At 46.7% G+C, this 13,412-nt stretch carries 17 protein-coding genes; 16 read left to right on the top strand and 1 reads right to left on the bottom strand.

Annotation, left to right across the window (positions count from 1 at the left end):
• From DXB92_RS13835 to DXB92_RS12205, 6 genes are all read left to right on the top strand, one after another.
• Window positions 1-248, top strand: a 248-nt coding sequence (locus DXB92_RS13835) for a gamma-glutamylcyclotransferase (protein WP_242986681.1), incomplete at its 5' end; no start/stop codon positions are given.
• Window positions 235-435 (top strand): hypothetical protein, encoded by a 201-nt coding sequence (locus tag DXB92_RS12225; protein WP_117734087.1) that lies wholly within the window; start codon window positions 235-237, stop codon window positions 433-435. The genes DXB92_RS13835 and DXB92_RS12225, both read left to right, overlap by 14 nt.
• 312 nt (window positions 436-747) lie before the next feature.
• Window positions 748-1,089, top strand: coding sequence for a hypothetical protein (locus DXB92_RS12220; protein ID WP_117734086.1), 342 nt, complete (start codon window positions 748-750; stop codon window positions 1,087-1,089).
• Between the two features lie 293 nt (window positions 1,090-1,382).
• A complete protein-coding gene (locus DXB92_RS12215; RefSeq protein ID WP_117734085.1) occupies window positions 1,383-1,745 on the top strand; it encodes a hypothetical protein in 363 nt (120 codons plus the stop codon).
• Between the two features lie 257 nt (window positions 1,746-2,002).
• On the top strand, window positions 2,003-2,227 hold the full coding sequence (locus DXB92_RS12210) for a hypothetical protein (protein ID WP_117734084.1): 225 nt from the start codon (window positions 2,003-2,005) through the stop codon (window positions 2,225-2,227).
• Between the two features lie 148 nt (window positions 2,228-2,375).
• Complete coding sequence (locus DXB92_RS12205; RefSeq protein ID WP_242986679.1) at window positions 2,376-4,997, top strand: terminase TerL endonuclease subunit; 2,622 nt, start codon at window positions 2,376-2,378, stop codon at window positions 4,995-4,997.
• A 33-nt stretch (window positions 4,998-5,030) separates the two neighbouring features.
• Here the strand turns inward: DXB92_RS12205 and DXB92_RS12200 are convergent, their stop codons facing one another.
• Window positions 5,031-5,633: a Type 1 glutamine amidotransferase-like domain-containing protein gene (locus tag DXB92_RS12200; protein ID WP_055271744.1), complete on the bottom strand. Its 603-nt coding sequence runs from the start codon at window positions 5,631-5,633 to the stop codon at window positions 5,031-5,033.
• A 111-nt stretch (window positions 5,634-5,744) separates the two neighbouring features.
• Between DXB92_RS12200 and DXB92_RS12195 the strand changes: the two genes are divergently transcribed.
• From DXB92_RS12195 to DXB92_RS12150, 10 genes are all read left to right on the top strand, one after another.
• A complete protein-coding gene (locus tag DXB92_RS12195) occupies window positions 5,745-7,004 on the top strand; it encodes a phage portal protein (RefSeq protein ID WP_117734083.1) in 1,260 nt (419 codons plus the stop codon).
• Window positions 6,994-7,767, top strand: coding sequence for a head maturation protease, ClpP-related (locus DXB92_RS12190; RefSeq protein WP_242986677.1), 774 nt, complete (start codon window positions 6,994-6,996; stop codon window positions 7,765-7,767). The genes DXB92_RS12195 and DXB92_RS12190 overlap by 11 nt, the downstream gene beginning before the upstream one ends.
• Window positions 7,768-7,788: 21 nt before the next feature.
• On the top strand, window positions 7,789-8,982 hold the full coding sequence (locus DXB92_RS12185) for a phage major capsid protein (protein WP_117734081.1): 1,194 nt from the start codon (window positions 7,789-7,791) through the stop codon (window positions 8,980-8,982).
• 22 nt (window positions 8,983-9,004) lie between these two features.
• Entirely contained in the window at window positions 9,005-9,277 is a 273-nt protein-coding gene (locus DXB92_RS12180) for a head-tail connector protein (protein ID WP_117734080.1), read from the top strand.
• Window positions 9,277-9,624 (top strand): phage head closure protein, encoded by a 348-nt coding sequence (locus DXB92_RS12175; protein WP_117734079.1) that lies wholly within the window; start codon window positions 9,277-9,279, stop codon window positions 9,622-9,624. Before DXB92_RS12180 ends, DXB92_RS12175 begins: the two co-directional genes overlap by 1 nt.
• Complete coding sequence (locus DXB92_RS12170; protein ID WP_117734078.1) at window positions 9,611-9,979, top strand: HK97 gp10 family phage protein; 369 nt, start codon at window positions 9,611-9,613, stop codon at window positions 9,977-9,979. The genes DXB92_RS12175 and DXB92_RS12170 overlap by 14 nt, the downstream gene beginning before the upstream one ends.
• Entirely contained in the window at window positions 9,976-10,293 is a 318-nt protein-coding gene (locus DXB92_RS12165; RefSeq protein WP_117734077.1) for a hypothetical protein, read from the top strand. The genes DXB92_RS12170 and DXB92_RS12165 overlap by 4 nt, the downstream gene beginning before the upstream one ends.
• Before the next feature lie 5 nt (window positions 10,294-10,298).
• The gene (locus DXB92_RS12160) at window positions 10,299-10,916 is read left to right on the top strand and encodes a major tail protein (RefSeq protein WP_117734076.1); all 618 of its coding nucleotides are present in this window, start codon (window positions 10,299-10,301) and stop codon (window positions 10,914-10,916) included.
• A 12-nt stretch (window positions 10,917-10,928) separates the two neighbouring features.
• On the top strand, window positions 10,929-11,306 hold the full coding sequence (locus DXB92_RS12155; RefSeq protein ID WP_117734075.1) for a hypothetical protein: 378 nt from the start codon (window positions 10,929-10,931) through the stop codon (window positions 11,304-11,306).
• 178 nt (window positions 11,307-11,484) lie between these two features.
• Window positions 11,485-13,412: phage tail tape measure protein (locus DXB92_RS12150; protein ID WP_117734074.1), on the top strand; the 1,928-nt coding region annotated here is incomplete at its 3' end.

The raw sequence follows: 13,412 nt of genomic DNA, 5'->3' as shown, positions 1-13,412 counted from the left end.
TTGACCGCTATGAGGGGTATCCCCATTTCTACTACAAAACGGAACTGGAACTTTCCCTTGCAGAAACCGGGAAAAAGCTGACTGCCTTTGTGTATATCATGCACGAGGAACGGAAACTGGGCATCCCCACTTCTGCCTACATCCGCACCTGTGTGAATGGATACCGCCAGTTCGGCTTTGACCTGAAACACCTGCGGAAAGCCATGGACATCAGCGAACGGGAGGTGTACCACCATGAAAACGGATAAGCCAGTTTCGGCAGTCTGCCCACTTTGCGGAAAACCCTACTCCGGTGTTCCGGCACTTTCCAGAATGGACAACCAAACGCCCATTTGCCCGGACTGTGGCATTCGGCAGGCACTGGAAAGCATCGGCGTTTCCACGGAGGAACGGGAGAAAATCCTGTCTGTAATGCACCGAAAGTTCCCCATGTAACCGTCCTGTTTGCCCTGTGTGGGCTTTCAGAGCGTTTGCCGAAAAACTGCCCAAAGTCAAAATCAGCCCCACACAGGCGAACTGTGCGGGGCTTGGTTGGTGGCTGCAATTTTCCGAGATGCCTTTTCCATTGTACTGTATTTTACCATAGAAAAGCAAGTTTATCCAGTGTCAGATACACCAAATATACAGCGAAAATATCGCCTTATGTTCTGTACATTTAGCTGCTTGCTATACGCCGAAAGGTATGGTAATATACAGTTACCGAAAGGGAAAACAACCAAAAAACCACGAAATATGGAGGAAAACACAATGGTAGCATACGGAATCGCAAAGGCAAGAGCAAAGGCAAACAGAACGGACTGGAACGAAAGAACCGAAATCACAAAGGCGGTCATCACTTGGTTTGATGCGGACTACGAATACGAACTGGAGATTGAAAACGAGCACAGGATGGACAACGAGGAATTCACCGCATGGGTTGAGGAAAACGCAGAAAGCCTTGCAAAGGCAGATGCGGAAGAAAACGGAACAACCTTTGAGGAAATCGACAGCATCGACTTTGAGGAAACGGACATTGATGATGATGCCCTTTTCGATGAGGCATACGAGGCGGCTTGCGAATTTGAATGGGAATGCCAGACCGGACGGTAACCCAAAACCCACAATCCAAGACCAAAGCCCCGAAAGGGGCTGCGGCTCGTACAACCGCTGTGTTGCCCTGTCCGGCGTAGTTTTGTTTCCTCCGAGTGGTTTTCCCTTTCCTACAAATGCCCCACACAGGGCGGCACAAGGGCTCTTGTTTCGTTGGTGTATGATACACAAGAAAGTGCCGAAATTTCATCGCTTTTTCTGTATGTTTAGCGGCTTGCTATCCTTCCGAGAGTATGGTAATATACAGTTACCGCAAGGGAAACCGAACGGAAAACAGAACGGAGGAAACTACCATGAACGAAAAAATCAGAACCTACTTTGAAAGCATCCGAGAGGCTGCTGAAAATGATGCCAAAAAGGTGAGCCGAGGTACATTGGAAGCCTACTGGGCTTACGAGTTCAACTGCAACAACGATTGCAGCGAATTCGCCTGCAATGAACTGCCATGGACAACGGACATGAGCGACTTTGTAAAGGCGATGCGTGAGGCAGGGCTTGAAACCATTGCGATAACAGAAACCAGTACAGCACTTCTGGAAAATCTCCACAAGCTGGCAAATCAGGGCTGCACCATTGACGGACTTTGCAAAGTTACCCGCTCGAACATCTGGGGCAATGTTGAGGAAATTCCTGCGATCCGAATCCGCTTGAATTAAAGCGACACAGCCCACACGTTCACCTGTAACGGCAAGAAAAACGATTCTGAATCATTTTCCCCAACTGCAAAGCAAGCCCACAAACGTCAACGTAGGGCTTGCTTTGGTCAGTTCTTTTGCTTGGTCGGTTCACACAATTTTCTGCTCTGATCTTTGTGCAGATTATGCCGGAAAATTCGTTGACTTCTCTTTGGTTTTATGGTAATATACATCATGCCGAAAGGCACAGAAACCAACGAAAGCAGGAGGAAAAAACAATGTGGGCAGAAGGAAGTATCAAAATCGGAACAAGCGTATTTCACTATTGGGTGAAGCATTACGGGGAGCCTTCCATTTACGGATACGAGGAAGGCAGGGCATCAAAAATCATGTTGAAACGAAACGGTGAGATTGTATTCAACTTTGACAGAGGGCTGGATGTTCCGCCGGCGGATAGGGACACAGAAACTGCACTGGCGATTCTGCTGAAAGAGTACAACTGAACACAGAACAATTCAAAACAAAACCCGGAGCCGCAAGGCTCTGGCGGTCGTACAGAACACAGCAAGCAGCTGATTCCTACAAGCTGTGACCAAAATATTTTAGAAGGACTTGCTTTTGGCAGGTCTTTTTTGTTGGGTGGTGAATACAATGGCAAAATACAAGCCGACAGAATTCATGGCAGAAGATTCAAGATACGATAAAAAATCAGCAGATTACGCTGTAAATTTTATCGAATGCCTTAGTCATACCAAAGGCACATGGGCAGGAAAAAAGTTTGAATTGCTGGACTGGCAGGAACAGATTATCCGTGACCTTTTCGGTATTCTGAAACCGAACGGTTATCGGCAGTTCAATACTGCCTACATTGAAATTCCGAAGAAGAACGGCAAACAGCTGGCATTGAATACACCGATTCCGACTCCAAGTGGATTCACTACAATGGGAGATATTCAAGTTGGAGATGAACTGTTTGACGAGAATGGAAATATCTGTCATGTTGTTGCGAAAAGTCCTGTTGATTATGAAGAACAAGGCTATAAAATCAGATTTAAAGACGGAGAAACCATAATTGCAGGAGCAAGACACTTATGGACAGGCGAGCTTACAAATGGAAAGGTCAGAAAAACTACCATTTCAACTGAAGATTTATATAATCGTTCCTGTGATTCAAATGGCTGTTATCGTTTTCGCATTCTCATTGCTAAAGCTGTAGATGCTGATGAAAAAGAACTGCCTGTTGATCCATATCTTATGGGCTATTGGCTTGGCAATGGAAATGCTGTAAAGCCGGAACTTACGATTCAAACTTGTGATATACCGGAAGTTTTAGACAGAATATGGCCGTGGCATAAATTGAGAAGACGATGGAAAAATACAGGAGATTCTGAAATATGTCCGGTTCCGGACTTAAAAGCTGTTCTGTTAAACTCGTTTCACGATAAGAAAATACCAATAGAATATCTTCGTGCCTCTATTTCACAGAGGTTTTCTTTGTTACAGGGACTTATGGATTCTGACGGAGCGATCAGCAATGTAAAAGGACAGGGAATCTATACTTCTACTGAAAAGGCACTTGCCAAGAGTGTGAGCGAATTGCTATGGAGTTTAGGCATCAAGAATGCAATTACAACAGCAGTATCAACGCAAAGAACGGATTGGAGTAAACCAAGCAGCGAATGCGGCAGAGTGGAAACAGGAGAAACTTTATATTATGTGAAATTTACAGCTTTCAACGATATACCAATTGCAGGGTTGAAAAGAAAAATGAAAAATGCCGTTAAAAGGAATCCCAGATCACGCAGTCATTTTCGGTATATTGATTCCATCGAAAAAGTTGAGAATCCGGGAATGCAATGTATACAGGTTGACAGTCCCTCACATCTTTATTGTGTTGGACATTCTTTTTTGCCAACGCATAACAGCGAACTTGCCGCAGCTGTTGCACTCTTGCTTACCTGTGGTGACGGTGAAGAAAGAGCCGAAGTCTACGGCTGTGCCGCAGATCGTCAACAGGCAGCCATTGTATTTGATGTGGCAGCGGATATGGTTCGTATGTGTCCGGCACTGAACAAGAGAGTGAAAATCCTTGCATCGCAAAAACGCATCATTTATATTCCAACAAACAGCTTTTATCAGGTGCTTTCCGCTGAGGCATACAGCAAACACGGCTTCAACATCCACGGGGTTGTGTTTGACGAACTTCATACGCAGCCGAACCGAAAGCTGTTTGATGTTATGACCAAAGGCTCCGGCGATGCGAGAATGCAGCCGCTCTATTTTCTCATCACCACAGCCGGAACGGATACCAATAGCATCTGTTATGAAGTTCACCAAAAGGCAAAGGACATTCTGGAAGGCAGAAAGCATGATCCGACTTTTTACCCTGTCATTTATGGTGCAGATGAATCGGAGGACTGGACTGACCCGAAGGTCTGGAAGAAGGCAAATCCGTCACTGGATAAGACTATCGGTATGGATAAGGTGGTGGCTGCGTGTAACTCTGCAAAGGAAACACCGGGAGAAGAAAACGCTTTCCGACAACTCCGTTTGAATCAATGGGTAAAACAGGCTGTCCGTTGGATGCCGATGGAAAAGTGGGATAAATGCAAGGTCGCTTTTGATGAAGAGATGCTTGCAGGTCGTATTTGTTATGGTGGTCTTGACCTTTCCAGCACAACAGATATTACAGCTTTTGTACTTGTCTTTCCACCTACTGAAGATGATGAACATTATTATATTCTTCCTTACTTCTGGTTGCCTGAGGAAACATTGCCGCTCCGTGTAAGGCGTGACCATGTTCCCTACGATGTATGGGAGCGGCAGGGCTATCTGAAAACTACGGAGGGCAATGTGGTTCACTATGGTTTTATCGAAAATTTCATCGATGAACTGGGGCAGAAGTTTCACATCAAAGAAATTGCATTTGACCGTTGGGGTGCGGTGCAGATGTCGCAGAATCTGGAGGGACTTGGTTTTACGATGGTGCAATTCGGGCAAGGATACAAAGATATGTCACCGCCGACCAAGGAACTGATGAAGCTGACCTTGGAACAGACCCTTGCCCACAACGGACACCCTGTTCTTCGGTGGATGATGGATAACATTTTCATCAGGCGTGACCCTGCCGGAAATATCAAGCCGGATAAAGAAAAATCCACAGAGAAGATTGACGGTGCGGTTGCCATGATCATGGCTCTTGACCGTGCAATCCGCTGTGGATGCGTTTCTGATGAGTCGGTTTATGATACGAGGGATATGCTGGTGTTATAGGTTTGATTATCTTTGCAAACTGGAATTTTCAAATTAGTCTTTGCAAATAACCTTTGAACCTTCACCATCAATTACAATTCCCTGACGGTTGTTAATTGGGCATAGATTCAAATCCGAAAACTCAGTCATTATTTTCTCGGTAACTTTCTTAAATGGTGCTGTAAGATAATGCGGAAGAACATAGAAATCAATCAAATCAAGCCCTGCATCATCTTCTTGTGAGTAGTCCTCTGGCTTTTCATCCATTTGCTCGATATATTGGATGCTTGGAGCGCATATAATTGCGCCTGCCGACTCGCCGATCATCAATTTTCCATTTGCCAATTCCTTTTTCAGTAGCCCATCAGTTCCCGTTTTACGGAGCTGGTCCATAAGAAAGAAAGAATTTCCGCCGGTAAAATATATCACATCTGCTTCTTCAAAAACAGACTGTATCGTTGAATAAGCCTCCGTTGAAATATCAATTTCAGTTACGATTGCTCCCAACTTTTTGAATAATTTTCGAGCCGAGCCGACATAACCGGTGTAGCCTTCACGCAGTGAAGCTGTTGGAATAAATGCGACTTTCTTATTTTCAATTTCCTCCTTTATCAGACTTCCTACACTTGAAAAGTGCGAACATAAAAATAGTTTCATCAATATTCTCCTTTATAAACTCCGATTTATAGAGTTTCTACCCTACATTCTGTTTAGTTTAGTATATTATACCACACCCCAACCCTCAAAGTCAAGAAAGGAGTGATTCTTATGGGTATTTTTACAGGACTATTCAAGTCCAGAGATAAGCCGACCAACAGCTACGATTCGCCGTCCTACACATATTTCTTTGGACGAGCCAACAGTGGTAAACGTGTTACCGACAGAACAGCCCTGCAGCATATTGCGGTTTATGCCTGCGTGCGGGTTCTGTCGGAGGCTATCGCACAACTGCCACTGCACTTATACAAATACAACGATAATGGAAAAGAGCGAGTGCCGCAGCATCCGCTCTATTTTTTGCTCCACGATCAGCCAAATCCAGAAATGACATCTTTCGTATTCCGAGAAACCTTAATGTCCCATCTGCTGATCTACGGCAATGCCTATGCACAGATCATCCGAAACGGCAGGGGTGATGTTATCGGACTGTATCCATTGATGCCCGACAAGATGAAGGTTGACCGTGATGAGAAAAACCGCTTGATATATATTTACAGCCGTTATGATGAAGCCAACCCAAACTTGAAACAGCAGGGCGATATTGTTCTGCAGGCAGAAGATGTACTGCATATTCCAGGTCTTGGGTATGATGGATTGGTGGGATATTCTCCCATCGCACTTGCGAAAAATGCGATCGGCATTTCCCTTGCTTGTGAAGACTATGGTTCCACCTTTTTCGCAAATGGAGCCAGCCCGTCTGGTGTGTTGGAGCATCCGGGTGTCATTAAAAATCCGGAACGGGTACGAGATGCATGGCAGCGTGCCTATGGCGGTTCTAACTCGCATCATACGGCAATTTTGGAAGAGGGCATGAAGTATACACCGATCTCTATCCCCAACAATGAAGCACAGTTTCTGGAAACCAGAAAGTTTCAGGTAGAGGAAATTGCACGACTGTATCGAGTACCACTCCACATGATCGGCGACTTAGACCATGCAACATTTTCCAATGTGGAACACTTATCACTGGATTTCGTGAAATACAGCCTTGATCCTTGGATCGTAAGGTGGGAGCAGTCTTTGCAGAAGGCTTTGCTTTCAGATTCAGAGAAAGGCAAATACTTCATCAAATTCAATGTTGAGGGGCTTTTGCGTGGTGATTACGCATCGAGAATGCAAGGATATGCTACCGCACGACAAAATGGCTGGATGTCCGCCAATGATATTCGTGAACTGGAAGATATGAATATGATCCCTGCCGAAGAAGGCGGAAATCTCTATCTTGTAAATGGTTCATTTACAAAACTCGCAGATGCAGGGGCATTTGCAAAGGAAAATGAAAAGGAGGAAACGACCCATGAAGAATAATCGTTTCTGGAACTGGGTACGCAACGAAGAAACCGGTGCATCGGAGATGTATTTGTACGGTGCGATTGCGGAGAGTACATGGTTTGAAAATGACATCACCCCTGCCGTGTTCCGCTCGGAACTGCAAAAACACAGCGGTGATGTGACCGTCTTTATCAACTCGCCGGGTGGCGATGTGTTTGCTGCCAGTCAGATCTATACCATGCTCCGAAACCATCCGGGCAAGGTTACGGTCAAGATTGACGGCATTGCCGCTTCTGCGGCTTCTGTGGTGGCGATGGCTGGAGAAGAAACCTTGATTTCACCGACCGGAATGCTGATGTGCCACAATCCGATGACCTGTGCCATGGGCAACAAGGCAGATATGGAGAAAGCAATTGCACTTCTGGATGAAGTCAAGGAATCCATTATCAATGCTTATGCAGAAAAATCGCATCTCAGCCGCAATAAGATCGCAAGGCTGATGGATGAAGAAACGTGGATGAATGCAGAAAAAGCATTGCAGCTGGGATTTGTAGACGGCATTCTCTTTTCTAAAAAGAATCCGTTTGCTCCAGAAGAACCAGAAAAAACAGACCCAGATGAAGAAACAGAGGAATCTTCGGAAGAAGAGTCGGATGAGAAAAAGAAGGAAAGCACAGCATCCATGCTGTACACACCATCCAAAACGCTGGATTCTTTTCTGCAGAAGATTTCTGCGACTGCATCCAAAGGCACGCCGATCAATCAGCTGGATAAGCGGCTGGCACTTTTGAAAGATTAAAAATACAGGAGGACTGATACTATGACAATTCAGGAACTGAGAGAAAAAAGAAGCAAGGCATGGGATACTGCCCGTGATTTTTTGGATTCCAAGCGAAATGAAAGCGGTCTGCTTTCGGAAGAGGACAGCAAGACATACGATGCCATGGAGCAGCAGATCGTGGCATACGGCAAGGAAATCCAGCGGCTGGAACGACAGGCTCAGATTGAAGCGGAGATGAACAAGCCCACTTCTACGCCGATTCAGAACAAGCCGAACGCATCCACTCACAGTGATACCAAAACAGGAATTGCATCTGACGAATACTGTACTGCTTTCTGGAACAGCATTCGCAGCCGCAATTTTTACGATATTCGGAATGACCTGCAGGTTGGCACGGATACGGAAGGCGGCTATCTTGTGCCGTCTGAATTTGAACGGAAGCTGGTAGAAGCCCTGACCGAAGAAAACATTTTCCGGCAGCTGGCAACTGTTATCAAAACTTCCTCCGGTGATCGAAAGATTCCCATCGTTACTTCTAAGGGCGAAGCTGCCTGGATGGATGAGGAGGACGCATATAAGCTGTCGGATGATACTTTTGGACAGGCTTCCCTCGGTGCGTACAAGGTCGGCACGGCAATTAAGATCTCTGAGGAACTGCTGAATGATGCTGCTTTTGATTTGCCGTCCTATATTGCAAAGGAATTTGCAAGAAGAATCGGTGCAAAGGAAGAAGAGGCATTTTTCATTGGTGACGGCAAGGGCAAGCCGACCGGTATCTTTGCGGCAATGGGCGGTGCAGAGAGCGGAGCAACAACCAGCACCGCAAATATCACTTTTGATGATGTTCTGGAACTGTTCTATTCCCTGAGAAGTCCGTATCGCAAAAAGGCAGTCTGGGTGCTGAACGATTCCACAGTAAAGGCACTTCGTAAGCTGAAGGACAGCACTGGCAATTACATCTGGAATCCGTCTGTGCAGGCAGGCGTACCGGATACCATTCTGAATCGTCCGTACTACACTTCCAGTTATGTGCCGGAGATCAAGGCAGGTGCAAAGTGCCTTGCTTTTGGTGATTTCAGTTATTATTGGATCGGCGACCGTCAGGGACGCTCCTTTAAGCGGCTGAATGAGGTCTTTGCCATGAACGGACAGGTTGGATTCCTCGCATCTCAGCGTGTCGATGGCAGATTGATTCTGACCGAAGCGGTAAAGACACTAGGCATGAAAGCGTAATCAGAGAAAGGGGTTGGAGTGGGTGGTAACATTACAGGAAGTCAAACAGTATCTGCGTGTGGATTTTGAGGACGATGATCCATTGCTGCTTTCCTTGATTTCAACTGCAAAACAGCTGGTCATGGATGTGGGCAGAATGTGTGAAACACAGCTGGCAGAAAACGAAGATGTGGTGCGGACAGCAATGCTCTACACGGTTTCCTATCTTTATGAAAACCGCAATACCGCAGACTTTTCCAAGCTGACATTGACGCTTCGTGCCATGCTGTTTGCACAGCGAGAGGATGTGATTTGATGGAAATTGGAACACTCAATCAGCGAATCACCTTTCTGGAGAATCGTGTCGTTACCGATGAAATCGGCAATCACACCGCTGTGTGGGACGAAACGTTTTCTTGTTGGGCAAGGGCAACCTTGAAATCTTCCGTAGAAAATACGGACGCTGGCGTAACCAAGGAAACGCAGAAGCTGGAGTTTCTCATTCGGCAAAGCCAGCACTGGATGCCGTCTGTAACAGGCAACCGAATCTTGTTTCGGGATGTTACATACAACATCACCAGTGTTACACCGGATTATCTGCACAAGGACTATCTGAAACTTACTGCAGAAGCCAGAAAGGTAGGACAAAATGACCAGTATTGACAATCTTGCGGAGGAAATCATGCAGGGCTTGCAGGAGTATGCAGACCTTGCGGATACTGCTATGAAAAAAGCAGTCCGGAAGTCTGCAACGCAAGTGAAAAATGAGATTTCTGCTAATGCTCCGGCAGACACGGGAAAGTATGCGAAAAGCTGGGCAACGAAGAAAACCAAGGAAAACAGCCATTCTCTCGAAATGACTGTCCACAGTAAAAATCGCTATCAACTGGCACATTTATTGGAGAAAGGCCATGCCAAGCGTGGCGGTGGTCGGGTATCCGGCAAACCGCATATTGCTCCTGCGGAAGAAAACGGTGTGCAGTTGCTGGAGCATTTGATTGAGGGGGCTTTGTCATGACCTACGAACAAATCGCTGAAATGATGGAGGAAATGGGATTGCCTTTCGCCTATCATCATTTTGCCGAGGGCGAAAGTCCTGCACCGCCTTTTCTGTTGTTTTTATCTCCCGGAGAGAATCCATTTTCTGCAGATAATGTGGCATATTTCAGTTTTAAGCAGCTGGATATTGAATTGTACACAGATAAAAAACTGCCGGAATTGGAAGAACAGGTGGAGACAGTGCTTTCCCAGCATGAGATTTATTATACAAAAACAGAAACATTCATTGATTCGGAAGAATTGTATGAAGTGCTCTATGAGATGGAGGTTTGATCTATATGGCAATGGAGAAAAACAAGGTAAAGTTCGGCTTGAACAAGGTGCATTACGCAAAAATCACTTCTTATGATGAAGAAGGTGTGCCGACATTTGCAACTCCGGTTCGCATTCCCGGTGCAGTATCCCTTTCCATCGATGCAGAAGGTGAAGCATCCAATTTTTACGCTGACGATGGTGTGTACTATGTGATCAACAATAACTCTGGTTACACCGGAGATCTTGAAATCGCATTGGTTCCGCTTGAGTTTGCGACAGACATTCTCGGTGAGAAGCTGGATGAAAAGGGCGTTCTCACGGAAACCAATACTGCAGAAGTATCCCAGTTTGCACTGCTGTTTGAATTCAGTGGCGATAAGAATAAAATTCGGCACTGTCTGTTCTGCTGCTCTGCCTCTCGTCCGGCAACAGAATCCAGCACCATTGAGGACGAAAAGGAAGTTAAAACGGAAACGCTGTCTTTGACCGCAACGGCATTGAACAGTGGTTTGGTAAAAACTAAAACTTGTGAGAAAACAGATGCCGAGGTTTATGAGAACTGGTACAAGGCGGTATATATGCCCAATCTGGCTGCCGCTGTACAGAGTGGTAAAGCATCCGCAGCATCTGTGAAAGCGTAAGGAGGGTGCAGTATGGCAATTCAGAAGAACATCACCATTGATGGTATTGATGTGCCGTTTAAGGCAAGTGCGGCAGTCCCCAGACTGTATCGTCTGAAATTTCGCAGAGATATTTATCAGGATTTTGCAGCACTGCAAAAGTCTGTGGGAGAAAATACAGAGGAATCCTCCGCACTGGACATCGAGAGCCTTGAGGTGTTCGAGAATATCGCCTACATCATGGCGAAACACGCTGACCCAGCCGTTCCGGCTTCTCCGGACGAGTGGTTGGAGCAGTTTAACACATTCAGCATCTATGAGATTTTGCCGCAGCTGATCGACCTCTGGGGGTTGAACGTAGAAACACAGGTCAAGTCTAAAAAAAACATCGCCCGATTGACCGACCGATGACCACACCGCTGTTTTTGTTGCGGTGCGTTCAGCTTGGTTTGTCAATGGGCGATTTGAATTTTTTGACCATTGGTCTGGTGAATGATATGTTCACCGAACGGGAGAATGACGAATACAAATATCATATGTTAGCGGATCAGAGTGACTTCGATAAATTTTGATAAGGGGGTGAGATTGTATGGCTAATAGAATCAAGGGCATCACCGTAGAAATCGGCGGCGATACCACCAAGCTGTCCAAGGCACTGGAAGGTGTCAATAAAGACATCAAAGGCACGCAGACACAGCTGAAAGATGTCCAGAAGCTGCTGAAACTCGATCCTTCCAACACGGAACTGCTCTCGCAGAAGCACAAGCTCCTCGCCGATGCGGTGACAGCTACCAAAGAAAAGCTGGAAGTACTAAAAACTGCCGCAGAACAGGCAAATACCGCCCTTGCAAACGGCGAAATTTCCCAGCAGCAGTATGATGCACTACAGCGTGAAATCATCGAAACCGAAAACGAACTGAAACGCCTGACCACAGAAGCAAACAATTCTCACACCGCCTTGGAAAAGATGGGCGTTCTGGGTGAAACACTGCAGTCGGCTGGGGACAAAATTTCCGGTGTGGGACAAAAGCTGCTGCCCGTCACCGCTGGTGTCACGGCTCTGGGCACCATTGCCGTGAAAACTGGTGCGGATTTCGATTCCGCCATGTCAAAGGTGGCAGCGGTGTCCGGTGCGACCGGTTCAGAGATGGATGCTCTCCGGGAAAAAGCACGTGAAATGGGGTCAAAAACAAAATTCTCTGCAAGTGAAGCTGCGGAAGCAATGAATTACATGGCGATGGCAGGCTGGAAAACCAACGATATGCTCAGCGGTATCGAAGGCATCATGAATCTTGCTGCCGCCAGTGGCGAGGACTTGGCATCTACTTCGGACATTGTCACAGACGCTCTGACTGCCTTTGGTTTGTCTGCCTCGGACAGCGGACACTTTGCGGATATTCTGGCAGCTGCATCAAGCAATGCCAATACCAATGTCAGCATGGTGGGCGAAACTTTCAAGTATGCCGCTCCGGTGCTGGGTTCTTTGGGCTATTCTGCTGAAGACTCCGCCATTGCCATCGGCTTGATGGCAAACGCCGGTATCAAATCCTCACAGGCTGGTACGGCACTGCGTTCCGCCATTACCAATCTGGCAAAGCCAACAGATACAGTAGCAGCTGCCATGGAACAGTACGGCATTTCTCTGACGGATAGTTCCGGCAAGATGTATTCTCTGCGGGAACTCATGGAACAACTCCGACAGAAATTGGGCGGACTTTCTGAGGCAGAACAGGCACAGGCGGCTGCCTCGCTGTTTGGCAAAGAGTCCATGTCCGGTATGCTGGCGATCATCAACGGTTCCCCGGCGGATTTTGAAAAGCTGTCCAATGCCATTGACACCTGTTCCGATACAGTAGATGGTTACAATGGCACAACTGAAAAAATGGCAGCTGTCATGCAGGATAACCTTGCCGGACAAGTGACCATCTTGAAGTCCCAGCTGGAAGAATTGGCGATTTCCTTTTCTGACATCCTGATGCCCACCATTCGCTCCATTGTTTCCCGCATTCAGGAACTGGTGGACAAGCTGAACCAATTAGACCCGCAGACCAAAGAAACCATTGCGAAAATTGCACTGGTAGCTGCTGCTCTGGGTCCGATGCTGGTGGTGCTGGGAAAGACCATTTCCAGTGTGGGAACGGTCTTTTCCGCAGTGTCCAAACTGCCTGCCCTTTTCTCGGCTGTGCAAGGTGGCATTGGAGCCATTACCGGAGCGTTGGGCGTGTCACTTGGTTCGCTGCTCGCCATTATCGCAGCTGTTGCCGCTTTGGTGGCTGCCTTTGTGCATCTCTGGAAAACCAATGACGAATTCAAAAGCAACATCATCGCCATCTGGGAACAGATCAAAAGCACCTTTACCGGATTGACACAGGGCATCACTGACCGGCTAAATGCTCTGGGATTCGACTTTGAGAGTTTTACCGATGTGCTGAAATCAGCGTGGGATGGACTGTGCAATCTGTTAGCTCCCATTTTTGAAGGCGTTTTTCAGAATATCTCCAACATCTTTTCAGAGTT

Origin of the sequence: Ruminococcus sp. OM06-36AC (genome assembly GCF_003438725.1) — a bacterium.
In the GTDB taxonomy this organism is placed as follows: Bacteria; Bacillota; Clostridia; order Oscillospirales; family Ruminococcaceae; genus Ruminococcus_C; species Ruminococcus_C callidus.
This window is presented reverse-complemented; position numbering and strand designations above follow the sequence as displayed.